Source organism: Martinezella paranaensis, assembly GCF_014200235.1.
Classification (GTDB): Bacteria; Pseudomonadota; Alphaproteobacteria; order Rhizobiales; family Rhizobiaceae; genus Rhizobium; species Rhizobium paranaense.
This window is the reverse complement of record NZ_JACHBI010000026.1, coordinates 1-14,867: the sequence shown is the minus strand read 5'-3', so window position 1 is coordinate 14,867 and position 14,867 is coordinate 1. Positions and strand designations below refer to the sequence as shown.

The following is a 14,867-nucleotide window of genomic DNA, read 5'->3' as shown; positions in this document are numbered from 1 at the left end:
TCATTCCATTCGCCGCAGATATGCCGCGGGAAAGGGTCGATTGGCGCGGCAGTTAGGCGCATCAGGCCATAAGGCCGGCGTGGCACACGGCCTGATCGATTTCAGCCTCCACCGCCGGCGAAATGGTCACCAGCGGCAGCCGGAGGTCGCGCTGCATCCGGCCCAGGCGCCAGAGCGCATATTTCGGCCCGGACGGATTGGTCTCCAGGAAAAGTGCCCGGTGAAGCGGCATCAACAGGTCCTGGAGTTCGAGCGCGCGGGAGAAATCGCCGGCAAGGCATGCGGTCTGGAACTCCGCACAAAGCCGTGGAGCGACATTCGCCGTAACGGAAATGCAGCCATGACCGCCATGCGCCATGTAGCCGAGCGCAGTGCCGTCCTCGCCGGATAGCAGGTTGAAATCGCGGCCGCAGGCCATGCGTTCCAGGGACGGACGCATCAGATTGGCGGTGGCATCCTTGACGCCAATCACGTTGCGGCAATCACGCCTCAGGCGGGCAAGCGTTTCGACGGAGATGTCGACGACGCTGCGCGGCGGAATGTTATAGACGATGATCGGCAGGGAGACAGCCGCGTCTATAGCCCTGAAGTGCTGGTACAGCCCCTCCTGCGTGGGCTTGTTGTAATAGGGCGCGACGATGAGCAGTGCGTTGGCGCCTGCCTTCTCCGCATGACGGGAAAAATCGATCGCTTCCGCCGTGCTGTTGGATCCCGCGCCGGCGATCACCGGAACCCGCCCCGCCGCCACTTCCACGGTCAGCTCGACCAGCCGTTTATGTTCGGCATGCGAGAGCGTCGGGCTCTCACCGGTGGTGCCGCAGGGGACGAGGCCGTGGCTGCCCTCTGTGATCTGCCACTCCAACAACGCCCGGAAAGCCTCTTCATCGACCTTGCCGTCGCGAAACGGCGTAACAAGCGCCGTGATCGATCCTTTGAACATTGCAATCTCCAGAAAATTACGGGTGTCACCCTTAGCTCCGTATCGGCACCTGCATTTCGACGAAGCGGAATGCCCGCGTGATCACAAGAGTGAGACAGACATAGAAAACGGTGACGATGATCAGGGGCTCGTAGACGAGCAGCGTGTCCTGCCTGACCTTATAGGCGACCGCGTAGAGATCCATCACCGTGACGGTAAAGGCGAGCGGCGTGGCTTTCAGTTGCAGCACCACCTCGCCGCCTATGGTCGGCAGCGCGATGCGGATCGCCCGCGGCAGCCAGATGCGGCGCAGCAGCGTCCAGCGGCTCATGCCGAAAGCGCGTCCGGCCTCGAGCTCGCCCTTCGGCACGGCAAGCAGCGCACCGCGCAGCACCTCGGCTTCATAAGCCGCGTAGTTGAGCGTGAAGCTGACCGCCGCGAAGAAGAAGCCCTCGCGCACGATCGGCCAGAGAAAGCTGGTGCGCAGACCGGGTATCATCGGCAGCAACGACCCGACGCCGTAGTAGAGCAGCCAAAGCTGGATAAGGAGCGGCGTGCCGCGGAGACTGGTGCAATAAGCCTTTGCGCAACCCCGCAACCACACGGGGCCATTCACTTGCGCGAGCGCAAGGCCGATCGCCAGGATGAAGCCGAAGACCACCGAAATGATGAGCAATAACAAGGTCTGTATCGCGCCAGCGACGATCAGCGGCCAATAGCTGGAAATCCACGAAAAATCCATGACTCGCTCCTCAGGCTGCTTTCGGCTGTCCGCGCCGGAAGTAGCCCTCAAGACTGCCGAACACGACGTTGGAGAAGAGGGTGATCATCAGGTAGATGACGGCGGCAGCGAAAAAGAACAGGAAATAGTGCTTGGTGTTGCCGGCTGCGAGCCGCGTGGCAAGCGCCAGTTCCTGGTAGCCGACAACGGCAATCAGCGCGCTGTCCTTGGTCACCGACATCCAGAGATTGGCCATACCCGGCAGCGCGTTCGGCATCAGGGCTGGAAGGACGATGCGCCGGAACCGTAGCCAGGGCCGCATGCCGAAAGCGCTGGCGGCCTCGATCTGGCCGGCTGGAATGGCGAGGATCGCGCCGCGCAGCACTTCCGTCATATAGGCGCCTTGCACGATCCCAAGCACCGCGACAGCGGCAAGGAATCCGTTGATCTCGACCGGCGGAAAGCCCAGCGCGGAAAGCAGCCTGTTGATGCCGTCGGTGCCCGCGTAATAGAGGCCGATGATCAGGATCAGCTCCGGCACGGCGCGCATGGCCGTCGTGTAGAAGTCCAGCAGGACAAGGACGGCGCGGCCGCCCTTGAGCTTTCCCGCCGCACCTGCCAACCCGATCACGATGCCGAGAAGATAGGCTCCGAGCGAGATCAGGACGGTTGATACCGCGCCTGAAAGCAGCGCCCCGCCCCATCCTGGCGGATAGGGGGAAAGCAGTTCCAGAATAGACGGATTTGTCGGCATGGGACTACTCCTGGCGATCTCTCGAAACCGCTCCGGCTCGGGCGTTGTTCTCTTGTGGGTCTTGAATGAGGCGGGAGGCCGCGCAGCGGCGGCCGCCAACCAGAATCATTCCCCGTAGGGGTCGAAGTCGAAGTATTTCTTGGAGATTTCGGCGTATTTTCCGCTGGCCCTGACCGCGGCGATGGCGGCGTTCAGCTTGGCCAGGAGTTCGGCATCCTCCTTGCGCAGGCCCCCGCCGATGCCCTGTCCAAGAATCGCCGGATCGTCCTTGACGTTACCCATATCGGCGCAGCAGCTCTTGCCGAAATCGGATTGGATGAACTTCATCAGCGGAATGGAGTCGCCGAAAACATAATCGATGCGGCCGACAGCGAGATCCTGGAACGCTTCGTCCAGCGTGGCATAGGTCTTTTCGGATGCGGCACTCGCATAATACTTCTTGTAATAATCCGACTGGATCGTCGAGACCTGGATGCCGATGGTCTTGCCGCTGACATCGGCGGCAGCGGTACCAGGCTTGCCGCCCTCGGCGCCGATCAGCTTGCTTGGCGTGTTGTAATATTTGTCGGTGAAGGCGATCGTCTTCTTGCGTTCGTCGGTGATTGACATCGAGGACCAGATGACGTCGAACTTCTTCGATTGAAGACCAGGGATCAAGCCATCCCAGGACATGTCGACGACGGAGCAGGTCTCCTTCATTTCGGCGCAGACGGCATCCATCATCTCGATTTCCCAGCCGACCCATTTGCCGCTCGCGTCCTTGGCAAAGAACGGCGGATAGGCTTCGTTCATGACGCCGAAACGCACCTCGGCATGTGCGCCGACGGCAGAGACAAGCAGCGCCGCTACGGCAGCAAGGTAGATCGCAGTTTTCATGTTCATTCCCCTTCTTTTTTGATTGGCAAACACACCAGCGTTAGTGACGTGACGCGCTGGTGAATTCCCGGCACCGGGCGCTGGCAGGCGTACCGAAGATCTGCTTCGGCGGGCCTTCCTCCTCCACGCGGCCCTGGTGGAGGAACATCACGTGGCTGGAAACGTCGCGGGCAAATTTCATCTCATGCGTGACCAGCAGCATCGTGCGGCCCTCCTCGGCTAGATCGCGGATGACCTTGAGCACTTCGCCGACGAGTTCGGGATCAAGCGCCGACGTTGGCTCGTCGAACAGCATCACTGAGGGATCGACGCAAAGCGCTCGCGCGATAGATGCGCGCTGCTGCTGGCCACCCGACAGAAAGGCAGGATAGGCGTTGCGCTTTTCGTAAAGGCCGACCTTCTGCAGCAAGGCCTCCGCCTTATCGGTCGCCTCGTTGCGGCTCATGCCCAGGACATGAACGGGGGCCTCGATGACATTCTCGAGCACGGTCATATGGGCCCAGAGATTGAAGCTCTGGAAGACCATGCCGAGGCCAGAGCGAATCCGCTCGACCTGCCGCCAGTTGGCGGGATGAGCGCGACCACCCGGTCCCGCCTTCATCAGCACTTCCTCGCCATTGATGACAAAGCGGCCGCGATCGGGAATCTCCAGAAAGTTGATGCAGCGCAGAAACGTGCTCTTGCCGGAACCGGAGGAACCGATCAGGGAGATCACGTCGCCCTTGCGCGCCGTAAGGGAAATTCCCTTCAGCACTTGATGCGAGCCGTAGCTCTTATGCACGTCATCCACGCGTAGCGCGGAGGAAATATCGCTTGTCATTCACTTTGTTCCCCACTTTTGCGTGGCTTGTTGTTGAGCAGTTTATCGGTCGGCTTCGCTGTTCGGCCGCGCAGTTTGCCGTATTTGAGATTTTCGCCTGCACAACTAAGAGCATCTTGCGGATTCTCCGCGCGTCAGGCGCGGTTGATGCAGATCACTTTCGGTTGCGTCATATCCTCGTAGGCAAAACGCACGCCCTCACGGCCCATGCTGCCGTGCTTGAAGCCCCCGAAGGGCATGGCGTCGAAGCGATAGTCAGAGGAGTCGTTGATCATGATCCCGCCGGCTTCGATGCCGGCCGCCGCCTCCAACGCATCGGCGAGATTGTTGGTGAAAATTCCCGCGTGCAGGCTGTAGTCGGGCTCGTTCGCCAAGCCGATCGCATCGGCCAGTGTCTCGAAACGTTCGAGCATGACCACTGGCGCGAAGATCTCCTCCCGCCAGAGTCGGTCGTCATGCGGAACACTCTCGAGAACTGTCGGACTGTAGAGTGTGCGCTTTCGCTGGTGCCCGCAGAGAAGCCGCGCACCGGCACCGATCGCCTCATCGACGGCGGCCTCCGCCCGCTCGGCCGCAGCCTCCGAGATCATCGGCCCGACATCCGTCTCTTCGGAACTCGGATCGCCAGTGACAAGCCGGGCGGTTGCGGCCACGAAGGCGTCACGAAAGCGGTCATAGCAGGCGGCCTGGACGAGGATGCGTTGTGTGCCGATGCAGTTCTGGCCAGCCGCCCAGTAGGCGCCGGAAACGCATCCCTCTACCGCCTTGCCGATATCGCAGTCTGCCATCACGATCACCGGCGCGTTGCCGCCGAGGTCCATGGCAAGCTTCTTCAAGCCAGCGGACCGGGAGATCGCCTCCCCCGTAGCAAACCCGCCGGTAAACGACACCATCCGAACGTCCCTGGCCGAGACGATCGCACGCCCAAGCTCCGCACCGCCGATCGCCACGGTGACGACGGCTTCCGGCAGGCCTGCCGCGATCAACGTCTCGACCAGCTTGAGGGCCGAAAACGGCGCAAGCTCGGAAGGCTTCAACAGGACCACATTGCCGCTGGCAATCGCGGGGCCGAGTTTGTGCGCAACGAGGTTCAGCGGGTCGTTGTACGGCGTGATTGCGGCGATGATACCAAGCGGTTCTCTGGTGAACCAGCCCTGGCGCGCCTCCGAGCCCGCATAGGCATCGAAGGGAACGATTTCTCCGGCATTGCGCCTGGCCTCTTCCGCCGAGAGCTTCAGCGTATTGACACAGCGCAACGTCTCCTTACGTGCCTGTACGATCGTCTTGCCCGCCTCGCGGACGATGGTGCGGGCGAAATCCTCGCGGCGCTCATCGACGAGCCTTGCGGCTTTTTCCAGAATGGCCGCCCGTCGGTGCCGGGGCAGTGCGCGCGACAGCGCCGTTGCCTGTCTGGCGCGGGTGAGAAGCGTGTCGACATCGTTGGGGTCGCTCACCATGACGCGCCCGACCAGCGAACCGTCATAGGGATTGAGAACGTCGATCTCTTCCGCAGGCTGAACGATCCGAGGCTTTGCTGCGGTCATTCTGCGGTTTCCTTCGTCGTGCGGGCCGGTTCGGCACGGTGGATGGCGACGATATCCGAGAGAAGTGCATAGGCCGTCTCGACGCGCCCGGCTCCCGGACCGGTAACGGTGACGGCGCCGAGCAAGTCGGTCCGGAGTGAGATCGCATTGGTGGCACCACTTACCGCCGCGAGCGGATGGTCAAGGGCGAGGCGGCGCGGCGCCACGGAGGCTTCGATCCGGCCGTTCTCATCGCGGGCGGCCGAGCCGATCAGCTTCCAACGGCAGCCGTCCTCGGCGGCGGTCTCGATGTCGGACACGGTAAGCGACGAGATGCCCTTGCAGGAAACATCGGCCGGCTTGAGCGCGCCACCCAGCAGTTCATTCGCCAGGATGACCACCTTGAGCCGCACATCGTAACCCTCGACGTCCGCAGTCGGATCGGCCTCGGCATAGCCCATCGCCTGCGCCTCGCTCACGGCTGCGGAAAAGCCAAGCGCCGCCTCCATGCGACCCAGAACGAAATTCGAAGTGCCGTTGAGGATGCCTTCGAAGCCGGTGAGGCCCGCGCCGGCAAGCGTGGTCTTCGCCATGCGGATGACCGGTGTTCCGCTCATCACCGCCCCTTCATATTCGAAGGCGACATGGTGGCGGCGGGCGAGCATCTTCAGTTCGGCGGCCGCAAGCGCGACCGGCCCTTTGTTGGTGGTCACGACATGCTTGCCGCTTTCCAGCGCCCAGCGGCAATGGGAAACGGCCGGTTCGCCGCTATCGGGATTGGTAAACGTGGCTTCCGCGACGATGTCGGCAGGCGCATGCCTGATCACCTTCTCATTGTCCGCCTCGGCTGATCCGCCGGACAGCTTGGCGAAACCGCCTGTTTCAAACTTCGTCTCGACGAGCGTGCGCGGATCGATGCCGTTTGCCGAAACGACCGAACCGAGATTGAGGTCGGTAACGGCAACAATGTTGAGCCGAAATCCAAGCTCCGCCTGCCATTGTTCGTTCCGCTCGGCGACGAGCTGGGCAAGGGCGCGGTTGACTCCACCAAATCCGATAAGCGCGATGTTGTATTGTACCATGTCGGTTCCTCATCCTGAGCAATGGGAACAACATGAGGGCGCAAAGAGTCAGCCGGAAGCCTGCAGAACGACCAAAGGATTGGCCGGTCTGTAACGTGCTCGCAACAATTGCGCAGAATCCATGCGAAATCAGCAAATCGGAAACAATAGCCGCGGACATCGCCAAGAATCTGCGGCTTTGCCGCGCAAACTATGCATATTATGCGCCCGAAGCAAGGCGAAGGAATGACACCATGGAACCGATCGACTCCTATGACCGCAAGATTCTCGACATCATCCAGGTCGATTGCCAGATAAAGGCCGAGGCGATCGGCGACCTTATGGGGCTCTCCGCGTCAGCTGTCCAGCGGCGCCTCAAGCGGTTGCGTGACTGCGGCATCATCACCGCCGAGATTGCACTTGTCGACCGCAAGGTGGTCGGTACTCCCATGACATTCATCGCGGGCATGGAAATCGAGCGCGAGAACTACGACGCTCTGTCCAAGTTCCGCGTTTGGCTGGCCAAGCAGGAGCATATCCAGCAGGTCTATTATGTGACCGGCTCAGTCGACCTGGTCGCGATCATCACCGCGCGCGATGTCGAGCACTATGACGAGATCGCAGCCAACCTTATGTCCGAGAATCCCCAGATCAAGCGCATTCACACCAATGTTGTCCTGAAGGACCTTAAGCTCGGCATGTTTGTCCCGGTTTCAGAGTAGCCCGTCCGTGCCACATTCCTCGGTAGCGCCTTGCGTATGGAAGATGGGAATGGGTGGAATGATGAGAAGGGTAAGGTAACCAACGATGTTTCGTCCGCACCGGTAAGTTCAAGTTCCTCCCGGCTGCCGTATGTTCACGGCGGGACGTCCGTCGTCTTCGGCGCGCACGAACCGGGTGAGCGCCCCGTCCCTGCTCGTCTGCTGCGTCCATCCCTGCCGAACGAGGTAGCGCATGATGGATTGCTTGGTCGCGTCCATGGCGTCACTCCGCGAACGCTGAGAAGGCGGCTTCGAGCCGCTTTCGATTGTCGTCGAGGATGGTCGTCAACGACGACACGTTCAGCAGGTTGCGACGAGGGAAGCTGATCTGCCGCGTCGTGTTCTCACTCTCGATCCGAGGCCCTGTCACGGTCGTGAAGTAGCAGCACTTGCGGAGAAGAAGCGAGTCTTCGGAAAATCCCATCCACTGGTCCTCGTTATCCGGGAGACACATCAAGATCAGGATCGCTGGAACGGCGCCGGGGCCGCGGCCCGCGAGCTTGTTGTACGCCTTGGACTTCATGCTCCATTGGACGTCGTCGCCGGCTACCTTACGCTCAATGATCGTTCCGCATCCATTCTGATCGAACACCTTCGGGAGGCGGTGCGCACGAGGATCCGTCCGGGAGACGGCTTCGACTATTTTGGCTACAAGGCACCGCTACAATGAGCGCCCGCCCGTTTACGTTCTGGCGGGTTCTCCCTCTGCCCGGCGAACCGGCGAGCAGCTACTTCAGCCGCCTGGTGATGGACGAGTGCTCCTATCTTCCAGAAAACTACGCCTCCGAGATCGGGATCAATCGAATCTTCCGGTCAGACGAGCTGCTCGAGCGGATCTTCCTTCTGCCTATCTCCGAAGAGTACAAGGAGCGGCTTCGGTGGTGGACGCCTGTCGAGGCGAAAGGAAGCGTTCGCCTGGCAGGCCAGATATTCGCACGAGGCCAGTTTCGTTGGGCCCGGAATCTTCAGTGCCGAGAATGCGTAGCCGAGACGCCCTACCACCGCGTATGGTGGCAGCTCGAATGTTTCAGGACCTGTCCGGTTCATCATTGCGTGCTCGAACCCCTCGCCTACGCGCGGACCACGTCGGGGCGCCGGTGGCCGCGCTTTGATCGCGTCTTGCAGGAACGCGTCGCCCACGTCGAGTCGGGGGCCGTCCACATATGGGAATCGAACCGCAGAAGAATATCGCCAATGCCTTGATAAATTGGCCCTTTGGTAGTATGTTAGACAAAATTACATTCTGTTAGACAGCGGGAGCCGTGTGATCATGAAGAAAACTCCAGCGGAAAAAATCATTCGGGCAACATCGCGTGTTGCTTCGAAGGCAGGGCGAAAGGCTCATGCCGGCGAATTCGTGACCGTGAAAGGCCGCGTTAATGCCGTTATGCAAGCTGCTGAGCATTCCGGACTACTCGGTGAAAAGAGCAAACGCATTGGCGGCCGCATTAGCTCAGCGTTGGTTGAACAGGCTAAAAAGCACACCGGGATCGAGACGGATACGGACCTGATCGAATTTGCGCTCGCGAGTGTTGCTCTCGAAGATAAATTCGCCGAAACATTTCGTAAGACGCGCGCCACCGTCGATCCCACATTGAAGCTCGGGTTCTAACTTGTCAGTTATCGATGTCGACTCTGCGTTACGATGGGCGCGCCTCGATCCGGGAAAGACGCTCGCCCGACGAACGGACGAGGACCTCCCCTTCCTTTCGGACGCAGCCGAAGCGGGATACGAGCTTCTTTTGGATACCTGTGTTTACATCGATGGAATGCAGGGTCGATCCCCCGACGCTGTCGCGGATCTCTTGGACATTCGTCAGGTCAATCACTCAACGGTCGCAATCCAGGAATTGATGCATACTGTCGGGGTTCTGGATCCTGGGCATCCCGGAACAAGGGGTGCTATTGGGCAGATTAAAACAACCATCGCAGCAATGCCAGAACATCGCATCTTCACACCGGATGCCGATATTCTCGGCCGCGGCGCAATGCTCTCGGGCATATTGTGCCGAATTCAGGGTTATCACCAGGATGCACGCTTGAAAGCGCTTCACGATTGCGTGCTTTTCCTCCAAGCACAAAAGCTCGGCTTAACTGTTCTCACGGCGAATGTGAGGGATTTTGACTACCTGCTGCAGTTGATGCCGACCTCAAGGGTTTTGCTTTATCGGGCGGTTGCATGACGAACCTCACTCTTGCTCTTGAAGGGAGTCGAACCGGCGGCCTGTGATTTCAAACGATCAGCAACCACCCGGCTCGTGAAAATTCCGGCTCTTGATCTTCAGCGTGTCAATATGCAAATCCCGCACTTATCCCAAGCCGGACATTATGCCGAGCACGTTCCCTAAAGCCCGAGATTTCCGGTAATTCAAGATCGAAAGCTCGGGATAATTCGAACGTGTTCGCAGACCGGGTTTGGAGCCAGGTTGGACTTTAGACTGATCAGAATTGGGTCAAGGGGGTATATCCAAGGGAAAGGAACATACGTCAGCCACGGCGTAGTGCGGTGATTAACCTGAACGAAGACGAATACAACGACAAAGGGAAACCAACACCGGGAACGATCAATCTCGCACCCCTTGGGCCGAAACGCAGTGAAGGACGGCTAAGCCGAAGCTTTCTTGATTTCGCGAGGAATGACGGCGAAGCCGGCAGGGGAAGAAAACGAGCCGGCCTTTGCGGGAGCCGATCGAGCCGAGCTGAGAGGCGATTTCCGGTCAGACCTGCCCCATCGAGAACGCGGTGGCGAGCCATTGCATGGGGAAGGACCGCGATGGGCTGAGCGCGACCTGCCGCGCATCCTCGACAAGTGCGGCGTACCGTCGGTCACATTCGCGTCGCTGTTGGCATAGCCAGCTCGCGAGCTCCGACGCTTCTCTTGGCTAGCCTTGGCAGGTTAAAAGCAACGGCAAGAGAGCCGGATCCATCAGCATCATGAATCGAACGAAGCCAATCGATTCAAAAGTCTCGTTGGACGAACATAGGCGGTGCGACGATGCTTCGCCTACCCTTGGAAACTACGGATCGGCCCGGTGAGACCGCACACTCTGCCGATCAACTGGAACTAGCGGCTCTGGTCACACAGGGCTTCGCGGAGGCTTGAGCCGTATGCGGGGAAACTCGCACGTACGGTTCTTAGGGAGGAGCGACCCGGCAACGGGTCGTTCCTACCCGACAAGACACGCCGGAGCGTGAAGCGCGCAATCCGGCAACCAGCGCGACGATCAAAGTGGCAGCGGCAAAGAAGCTCACCTTCCAGCCCGCCAAGGCGCTGAAAGATGCGCTGAACAAGTGACAACGGAAAAGCCTTGCTCGGCCGAGTAAGGCTTTTGGCTCTTGCTTATTGGCAGATGTGCCTGCTTCGGCCGCCGAACAGCTTTTGCCTCCTCAAGGCCGCGCGTTTGCCGTCAATCGGCTGTCAGGCCGAGATGAATGATGTCTCCCCTCGCCCAGCTTTCGGCGAGGCTCATCAGAAACTCCATCTCCCGTCTTAGCGTGACGGTCCGACTGACATCGCCTGCATGTTCGTTTTCGGCGCGGACGTGATAAAATTCACCGACCGCAATTCCGGCCGCTTTTCGCTTGTCCTCGAGCGAAGACTTCAAACCTGCAAGCTCCTGTTTGATCGCGAAGTAACGCCGCATAACGGCGATCAAACGCAGGTCGTTTTCTGCTCCATCCATATTAGCGCCTTCCAAAATGCTTTCATTAGGAAGAAGCAGATTCGCTCTCTCCTGTCACGCCTCGACCGCCAACGGTCAACATGGTACTTTAGTACGATGCAATATAAAGAGGGTGTGAGCTTCATCGCAAAACGGGAAGTCTTCCATTCATCGCCCTCACAGGAAGGCTGGAAAGTCACGTCAGGTGGAAAGACCATTTCCACCCATAAGACGCAAGCCGAAGCCGAAGGCGCCGCAACGGCTGCCGGCCGCGCTGCTCATAACAAGGGTGCGCTGGCTCAGGCCGTTTTGCATAGGAGCGACGGGACGATCCGTGAAGAGCGAACCTACGGCGATGATCCGCGAAAAACGCCCGGCTAAGCGACACCAAACCGTCGAAGCATTTTCATCAGCCTGGCGTTCTCAGCTCTGAGCTTCTCAGCCAACATTGCTTTGAGCCATTTGTTTTCAGCATCGAGTTCGGCGAGATCGTCCTCGGTGACGATATCCGGTCTAGCGGTTTCAGCGATCGGTGCGATGAATTCTGCTGCAGCGGTGCCCTTCGGCCGTCGGACAGCCTTTCGCTGAGCGCGTCGAGGCTTAGACTCCTGCGTCGAGCCGGTGGTCGGCAGCACCGGCGGTTCGCTCGCGCGTGCCGCCTCTGCGATAACCTCGTCCGGAGGCTCGGCTTTGTCATCGCTGTCGGCCGGATCTATCTCCTCAACGATTGGCACCGATACAGCCGGTCCCATCGGAATTTCAGAGGAACCTACCGATCGCGTTTCCACAGCCAACGGCGCGCCAGATGTAGACGACGTTTCACTCTCGATCTCCTCCGCCAACGCTTTGAGATCGGTGTTGCCCCAGATTGAATTGGATTGGGTCTTGAGTGGCCGTCGATTGCTTTTGTATTCGACGACGAAGTTGCGCTTGGGATTCATTCGCTTCTTGGCATGACCATGTCGAGTTACTTCAGCCCGAGGCGCCGGCGAAGTTCCGCATTCTCGGCACGCAGCTTCTCAGCTAGCAGCTTTCGCAGACGGGCATTTTCCGCCTCAAGCTCTGTGAATTCGGCGAGATCATCGATCTCACCAGCAGGCGCCGCCTCGACCTTGTCTGCAGGCTTGGCTGCCTTTTTCCACTGATAATAGGTCTGATCGGAAATCCCGAGGCTCTTTACGGCATCCTTCAGCGTTGTGCCCGTTGTTAGCTGGGCCTCGATCTGGGCGAGCATCTCGAGTTTGTCTTCGTCGCTGAAACGCCTCGATTTGGTTGCGGAGGCTTTTCGAGCGGCAGGTGGAGGTTCAATGCTGGCCTTTTTCCGCCGAGGCTTGGTTACTTTCGTTGTCAAAGGTGCGGGTTCAGATATTGCTTGCACTGTTGCCGTTTCAGGGGTCGCAATCTGTTCTTCATTAGCCATGGGTGTTTGCTCCAGCAGACGACGTTCTTGTCAGCTGTTACCCATCGCAAGTCAAGTGAAGCAAAAGCCGCATCGGCGATCCGAGCTCAAAGCTCAAAATCGTGGTAGGTCATTCAACGCCGCTTTCACAGCTTCTGATTTATCTTTGCTTTCGCCTCTGTTACTTAAAGGCGGTGAAGGGACGGCTTTTCACCGAACAGCTTGTTCTTGGGTGTCTTTTATCACTTCTCGATCTTCTGGTAGGCCAAGCCTTCATCATGCTGACTATGGCGCCGGGACCGGACACAGCGCCCTACCACGATCGGCAGATCGTCAACCAAGCGGCTCATGGGATCGAACTTGGCAAAGACAGGAGGGCAGGATCAACTGACGCCGTTTAATACCACCATCTTGTCGTCGACCGTCTCTTCCATCGTCCATGGAATACCCCCGACACCATATCCCGACTGCCTGCGTCCGGCAAAAGGCATCCAGTCGGTGCGAAAGGAAATGTGGTCGTTGACGAGCACCGCGGATGCATCGAGATCCTTGCAGCCTTGAGAGCGACCGCTATGTCGGAGGAAAAGACACTCGCCTGAAATGCATACGGCAGCGAGTCGGCTATACGGATCGCCTCGTCAACCTCGGTATAGCCATAGACACAGGTCAGCGGTCCGAAGACTGCGATCCGCGATACCTCGGCGTCCGCCGGCGGATCGAGCAGGACGGAGGGCCGGAAAATGCAGCCCGGTCGCAGATGGACGCTTTCAATTGGCCGCCATATAGATTTCAATCGGTCATCTCTGCCATCCTTGCGCTCGCGATATGCAAAACTGGGCTTGCCGTACTGGTACTCCTGGCGATCAAAGATCGAACTGGGATGAGCGAATAGTCGCCCGACGCTCCTCGCTTGCGGTTCACATTGTCCATAGAAGAGATAGCGGGGCGGCTTGGAGCTTTTCTCCAAATGGCGTCACTCGGTCGTGGTCATGTAAGACGAGCCCTCGCACGAAACGATCGCCGACAGCATCTTGCAACTGGCGCAACCCGCGAAAATCGTCAGATTTCACCGTTGCTGACGCCTTTACTTCTATCCCAACGATCCGGCCGCGACGATCCTCGATGATGACATCGACCTCATCTTGGTCTCTCGTCCGGTAGTGCGAGAACAATAAGCGCCGGTCTGACCAGGATGCCAACTTCAGCAGTTCTGACACCACGAAGCTTTCAAGCAGGGCGCCAAAACGACTTTTGTTGTCGCGCAACACATCCGCCTCATCCTCTCGCAAAGTGGCAAGCAACCCCGAGTCCAGAAAGTGAAGCTTTGGTGTCTTGACGAGTCGGCTCAAGCGGTTGTTGGACCACGGGACAAGTGTCCTGATCAGAAAGAGGCGCTCAAGGATAGCAACGTATTTCTGTGCAGTGATGCTCGACAATCCGAGCGCCGCACCGAAACTGCTATGATTGACCAATTGTCCGGCGTGCTCCGCTAGGACATCGAGCAGCCGCGGAAGCCGGTCCAACTGATCGATGTTGGCGATATCACGCACGTCGCGGTCGAGGATCAATTTCACGTAATCTTCCAGCCAAGCAGTCCGCCGGCCGGGCGTCGGCCGACGCAATGCTTCTGGATAGCCCCCCTGTAGCACCGCCAACAGCAGGTCGTCGCCGATGACGGTGTCCTCCCCGGCGGAAGGCTCCTCGCCGGCGAACAGCCGATCCAGGAGACGACCCGGGGTGGATCGGATCTCAGATTGGGCAAATGGCAACAATGGGACAACCGCCATACGACCGGCGAGCGAGTCTGCAATCGCCGGAACGGTGGCCAGATTGGCTAAGCCCGTGAGCAAGAACCGTCCGGGCTCGTCATCGCGGTCAACGCTTTCCTTGATCGCCAGTATCAGTTCGGGCGCCCGTTGCACCTCGTCGATCACGGCCCGTTTGATGCCTCGGATAAAGCCGATCGGATCGGTCCTTGCTGCGTTAAGCGTACCAACATCGTCGAGAGTGATAAATGGACGATAGGTGCCAGAGACCTGTCGCGCAAGGGTCGTCTTTCCGGCTTGCCGCGGGCCGGCGATGAGCACGACTCGTGTATCAGCCAGCGCGGTTTCCACAATCGGTCGGGCTTTTCGTTCAATCAACTTTTTCGGTGGCGGCGAGTCTGTCATCGGCTATCATTAACCGAGTTCTCGGCCAATTTAAAGTGTAAGTTTGGCTAATTTTAATCTATGTTACGGCTAGTTAAAAGCGCGGCATTCCGTGCGGCATAGTCATATTTATGGAACAGGATGCGGTTTGCTGGAGTTAGGTCTTTTTTAGCGACTATGACAACCTGAGGACATAGCAACGGGGCTGAAGCCAGATTATT

General features: G+C 59.0%; 16 protein-coding genes and 3 pseudogenes. 7 read left to right on the top strand and 12 right to left on the bottom strand.

Annotated features, from left to right (window positions below):
• Positions 1–61: 61 nt before the first annotated feature.
• The 7 genes from dapA to GGD50_RS31325 all read right to left on the bottom strand — a co-directional run bounded on the left by dapA (position 62) and on the right by GGD50_RS31325 (position 6,695).
• Positions 62–940 (bottom strand): 4-hydroxy-tetrahydrodipicolinate synthase, encoded by an 879-nt coding sequence (gene dapA / locus GGD50_RS31355; protein ID WP_183941081.1) that lies wholly within the window; start codon positions 938–940, stop codon positions 62–64.
• 31 nt (positions 941–971) lie between these two features.
• Positions 972–1,661 carry an ABC transporter permease gene (locus GGD50_RS31350; protein ID WP_183941079.1) on the bottom strand — a complete coding sequence of 230 codons (690 nt, stop codon included), beginning with the start codon at positions 1,659–1,661 and terminating at the stop codon, positions 972–974.
• Positions 1,662–1,671: 10 nt separating this feature from the next.
• On the bottom strand, positions 1,672–2,394 hold the full coding sequence (locus tag GGD50_RS31345) for an ABC transporter permease (RefSeq protein ID WP_183941077.1): 723 nt from the start codon (positions 2,392–2,394) through the stop codon (positions 1,672–1,674).
• Between the two features lie 105 nt (positions 2,395–2,499).
• Positions 2,500–3,276, bottom strand: a complete 777-nt coding sequence (locus GGD50_RS31340; RefSeq protein ID WP_425504002.1) for a transporter substrate-binding domain-containing protein — start codon at positions 3,274–3,276, stop codon at positions 2,500–2,502.
• A gap of 34 nt (positions 3,277–3,310) precedes the next feature.
• Positions 3,311–4,090: an ABC transporter ATP-binding protein gene (locus GGD50_RS31335; RefSeq protein WP_183941073.1), complete on the bottom strand. Its 780-nt coding sequence runs from the start codon at positions 4,088–4,090 to the stop codon at positions 3,311–3,313.
• Positions 4,091–4,224: 134 nt separating this feature from the next.
• Positions 4,225–5,634, bottom strand: coding sequence for an aldehyde dehydrogenase family protein (locus GGD50_RS31330; protein ID WP_183941071.1), 1,410 nt, complete (start codon positions 5,632–5,634; stop codon positions 4,225–4,227).
• Positions 5,631–6,695: a homoserine dehydrogenase gene (locus GGD50_RS31325; protein ID WP_183941069.1), complete on the bottom strand. Its 1,065-nt coding sequence runs from the start codon at positions 6,693–6,695 to the stop codon at positions 5,631–5,633. The genes GGD50_RS31330 and GGD50_RS31325 overlap by 4 nt, the downstream gene beginning before the upstream one ends.
• 233 nt (positions 6,696–6,928) lie before the next feature.
• Between GGD50_RS31325 and GGD50_RS31320 the strand changes: the two genes are divergently transcribed.
• Entirely contained in the window at positions 6,929–7,396 is a 468-nt protein-coding gene (locus GGD50_RS31320) for an Lrp/AsnC family transcriptional regulator (RefSeq protein ID WP_183941067.1), read from the top strand.
• 262 nt (positions 7,397–7,658) lie between these two features.
• On the opposite strand, the gene GGD50_RS31315 is transcribed toward GGD50_RS31320, so the two are convergent.
• Complete coding sequence (locus tag GGD50_RS31315; RefSeq protein ID WP_331371179.1) at positions 7,659–8,027, bottom strand: DUF4365 domain-containing protein; 369 nt, start codon at positions 8,025–8,027, stop codon at positions 7,659–7,661.
• Between the two features lie 74 nt (positions 8,028–8,101).
• Between GGD50_RS31315 and GGD50_RS33615 the strand changes: the two genes are divergently transcribed.
• From GGD50_RS33615 to GGD50_RS32630, 5 genes and pseudogenes are all read left to right on the top strand, one after another.
• Positions 8,102–8,638 (top strand): TniQ family protein, encoded by a 537-nt coding sequence (locus GGD50_RS33615; protein ID WP_183941064.1) that lies wholly within the window; start codon positions 8,102–8,104, stop codon positions 8,636–8,638.
• Positions 8,639–8,705: 67 nt separating this feature from the next.
• Complete coding sequence (locus GGD50_RS31305; protein ID WP_246451661.1) at positions 8,706–9,047, top strand: hypothetical protein; 342 nt, start codon at positions 8,706–8,708, stop codon at positions 9,045–9,047.
• 1 nt (position 9,048) lies between these two features.
• Positions 9,049–9,618 (top strand): type II toxin-antitoxin system VapC family toxin, encoded by a 570-nt coding sequence (locus GGD50_RS31300; protein WP_183941063.1) that lies wholly within the window; start codon positions 9,049–9,051, stop codon positions 9,616–9,618.
• 992 nt (positions 9,619–10,610) lie between these two features.
• Positions 10,611–10,730: pseudogene (locus tag GGD50_RS31295) on the top strand (HU family DNA-binding protein); the annotation flags it as partial.
• A 226-nt stretch (positions 10,731–10,956) separates the two neighbouring features.
• Positions 10,957–11,478, top strand: coding sequence for a DUF2188 domain-containing protein (locus tag GGD50_RS32630; protein ID WP_210319028.1), 522 nt, complete (start codon positions 10,957–10,959; stop codon positions 11,476–11,478).
• On the opposite strand, the gene GGD50_RS31285 is transcribed toward GGD50_RS32630, so the two are convergent.
• Entirely contained in the window at positions 11,475–12,038 is a 564-nt protein-coding gene (locus GGD50_RS31285; protein WP_183941061.1) for a flagellar biosynthesis protein FlhF, read from the bottom strand. The two genes, GGD50_RS32630 and GGD50_RS31285, sit on opposite strands and share 4 nt — an antisense overlap.
• A 26-nt stretch (positions 12,039–12,064) precedes the next feature.
• Complete coding sequence (locus GGD50_RS33310; RefSeq protein ID WP_183941059.1) at positions 12,065–12,517, bottom strand: transposase; 453 nt, start codon at positions 12,515–12,517, stop codon at positions 12,065–12,067.
• Positions 12,518–12,756: 239 nt separating this feature from the next.
• Between GGD50_RS33310 and GGD50_RS32625 the strand changes: the two are divergent.
• Positions 12,757–12,831, top strand: a pseudogene (locus GGD50_RS32625) (SOS response-associated peptidase); the annotation flags it as partial.
• A gap of 48 nt (positions 12,832–12,879) precedes the next feature.
• On the opposite strand, the pseudogene GGD50_RS33450 reads toward GGD50_RS32625, so the two are convergent.
• Both GGD50_RS33450 and GGD50_RS31270 read right to left on the bottom strand, forming a co-directional pair.
• Positions 12,880–13,463 (bottom strand): annotated as a pseudogene (locus GGD50_RS33450) (aldehyde dehydrogenase family protein).
• Positions 13,414–14,667, bottom strand: a complete 1,254-nt coding sequence (locus GGD50_RS31270) for an ATP-binding protein (RefSeq protein WP_183941057.1) — start codon at positions 14,665–14,667, stop codon at positions 13,414–13,416. Before GGD50_RS31270 ends, GGD50_RS33450 begins: the two are co-directional and overlap by 50 nt.
• Positions 14,668–14,867: the final 200 nt, after the last annotated feature.

Bases quoted from the DNA above. Each gene is read 5' to 3' on its own strand.
- dapA (WP_183941081.1), bottom strand. From the start codon at position 940: ATGTTCAAAGGATCGATCACGGCGCTTGTTACGCCGTTTCGCGACGGC.
- GGD50_RS31350 (WP_183941079.1), bottom strand. From the start codon at position 1,661: ATGGATTTTTCGTGGATTTCCAGCTATTGGCCGCTGATCGTCGCTGGC.
- GGD50_RS31345 (WP_183941077.1), bottom strand. From the start codon at position 2,394: ATGCCGACAAATCCGTCTATTCTGGAACTGCTTTCCCCCTATCCGCCA.
- GGD50_RS31340 (WP_425504002.1), bottom strand. From the start codon at position 3,276: ATGAACATGAAAACTGCGATCTACCTTGCTGCCGTAGCGGCGCTGCTT.
- GGD50_RS31335 (WP_183941073.1), bottom strand. From the start codon at position 4,090: ATGACAAGCGATATTTCCTCCGCGCTACGCGTGGATGACGTGCATAAG.
- GGD50_RS31330 (WP_183941071.1), bottom strand. From the start codon at position 5,634: ATGACCGCAGCAAAGCCTCGGATCGTTCAGCCTGCGGAAGAGATCGAC.
- GGD50_RS31325 (WP_183941069.1), bottom strand. From the start codon at position 6,695: ATGGTACAATACAACATCGCGCTTATCGGATTTGGTGGAGTCAACCGC.
- GGD50_RS31320 (WP_183941067.1), top strand. From the start codon at position 6,929: ATGGAACCGATCGACTCCTATGACCGCAAGATTCTCGACATCATCCAG.
- GGD50_RS33615 (WP_183941064.1), top strand. From the start codon at position 8,102: ATGAGCGCCCGCCCGTTTACGTTCTGGCGGGTTCTCCCTCTGCCCGGC.
- GGD50_RS31305 (WP_246451661.1), top strand. From the start codon at position 8,706: ATGAAGAAAACTCCAGCGGAAAAAATCATTCGGGCAACATCGCGTGTT.
- GGD50_RS32630 (WP_210319028.1), top strand. From the start codon at position 10,957: ATGTTCGTTTTCGGCGCGGACGTGATAAAATTCACCGACCGCAATTCC.
- GGD50_RS31285 (WP_183941061.1), bottom strand. From the start codon at position 12,038: ATGAATCCCAAGCGCAACTTCGTCGTCGAATACAAAAGCAATCGACGG.
- GGD50_RS33310 (WP_183941059.1), bottom strand. From the start codon at position 12,517: ATGGCTAATGAAGAACAGATTGCGACCCCTGAAACGGCAACAGTGCAA.
- GGD50_RS31270 (WP_183941057.1), bottom strand. From the start codon at position 14,667: ATGACAGACTCGCCGCCACCGAAAAAGTTGATTGAACGAAAAGCCCGA.